The sequence below is a fragment of the Methanobrevibacter sp. UBA417 genome (assembly GCF_002508845.1).
GTDB classification, from domain to species: Archaea; Methanobacteriota; Methanobacteria; order Methanobacteriales; family Methanobacteriaceae; genus Methanobrevibacter_A; species Methanobrevibacter_A acididurans.
On sequence record NZ_DAZC01000012.1, the window covers coordinates 35,942 to 38,235 of the forward strand.

1 CRISPR repeat array is annotated in these 2,294 nt (G+C 29.7%).

Annotation, left to right across the window (positions count from 1 at the left end):
- Nucleotides 1-56 precede the first annotated feature (56 nt).
- Nucleotides 57-2,242: a CRISPR direct-repeat array (repeat unit 31 nt; unit sequence ATAGATAATCAGACCATATTGGAATAGAAAC).
- Nucleotides 2,243-2,294 lie beyond the last annotated feature (52 nt).

The window sequence follows — 2,294 nt, forward strand, 5'->3', positions numbered from 1 at the left end:
ACCATATTGGAATAGAAACAGATTTAAAGCAAACTTATAGTGGAGAAATTATTTTTATAGATAATCAGACCATATTGGAATAGAAACCTAGTTTACTAAAACATTTTTAAAGGTTAAAATATGTATAGATAATCAGACCATATTGGAATAGAAACTTTTTAATGATAATTTCGTAGTATCTGAGCTTACCTTAAATAGATAATCAGACCATATTGGAATAGAAACATATAATCTGTCCAATGGTATACAAGGGTAATTATAATAGATAATCAGACCATATTGGAATAGAAACGAACTAGAAACAGTCACCGTGAAATTAGCATCACTAATAGATAATCAGACCATATTGGAATAGAAACTGAACATAATAGGGAGAAACATTTTTTGTTATTTCCATAGATAATCAGACCATATTGGAATAGAAACTCTTTACCGAATGCTATCCATGTTGCTCCATTATCCTATAGATAATCAGACCATATTGGAATAGAAACCTACACATAATTTATATCCTGGAAAGATTGGTGTGATAGATAATCAGACCATATTGGAATAGAAACTCTTATTTCTAACTTCAATTGAATGAGTATGTCCCTATAGATAATCAGACCATATTGGAATAGAAACACTGTCTTAATTGCATTAACTCATAATTAAACAAATAGATAATCAGACCATATTGGAATAGAAACTTATTTTACTGGTAATTTAATTATTGCTGCACCTTTATAGATAATCAGACCATATTGGAATAGAAACGAAGTCATTTGTTGAAGATAATCTTCTGTTGATATGTATAGATAATCAGACCATATTGGAATAGAAACACATATTTCCACCAAGCTTCACCTAGTTGATTGAAAATAGATAATCAGACCATATTGGAATAGAAACCTTTTTAAACTTGTTAAATCTTCTTCAAGTATGTCTAAATAGATAATCAGACCATATTGGAATAGAAACAGTTCCATTTGCTCTTTTTGTTCCCCAAGTGATGATAGATAATCAGACCATATTGGAATAGAAACACAAATGACTTCTGAATTTGATAATATGGACTTAGAATAGATAATCAGACCATATTGGAATAGAAACGCAAGATAATAATCCTCAATACCTGCATAATATTTCATAGATAATCAGACCATATTGGAATAGAAACTAATTTATACCTTTTAAAACCACAGTACGACCATAGATAATCAGACCATATTGGAATAGAAACTGAATTCGTCCTTGAAGATGCGAATCCTGTTGAAAAGATAGATAATCAGACCATATTGGAATAGAAACTTATTTAATGTTTTATAACCCTCTTTGAGGTTGTCTATAGATAATCAGACCATATTGGAATAGAAACATATTCAATTGAAGACAAAAATTTTTTTTGTTTTCCTATAGATAATCAGACCATATTGGAATAGAAACATCAATATTGTAAATATCAAGAAGATGAAACCAAAATAGATAATCAGACCATATTGGAATAGAAACTTCAGAATGAGATTTATGATTTGAAACATAAAGAAAAATAGATAATCAGACCATATTGGAATAGAAACATGTAAGGCGTGACGAGGATACAACAACCCCGGGCGGATAGATAATCAGACCATATTGGAATAGAAACGTAGCAGAAGTTACAGCACCAACACTATTTGCTTGTATAGATAATCAGACCATATTGGAATAGAAACTATTCTTTTAATTTTTTAAGTAAGCGAGGGTATAACCTTTGATAGATAATCAGACCATATTGGAATAGAAACGATGAAATGGAAGTATTAAAAAATGCTGCAAACTTTATAGATAATCAGACCATATTGGAATAGAAACTTATTCCAACCTTTCATAATTATTCCTCCAATAAAAAATAGATAATCAGACCATATTGGAATAGAAACAAGAGATTTTATGTCCCAAACAGAAGATGCAAAAAATAGATAATCAGACCATATTGGAATAGAAACTCACTAAACCAGTCCTCCTGCAAAATATCCGACATAGATAGATAATCAGGCCATATTGGAATAGAAACATAAAAAATATATGGATTATGATGAAGACAGAATGCTATAGATAATCAGACCATATTGGAATAGAAACAAACATACAAATAAAAAAAATATTAAGCCGTTGCATAATAGATAATCAGACCATATTGGAATAGAAACAACCCTTTTAAATCTGTAATATTTATAAGTTCTTCCTATAGATAATCAGACCATATTGGAATAGAAACTTAGAAAGCCCCATTCCTGATTTGCTTCCATTTATATAGATAATCAGACCAT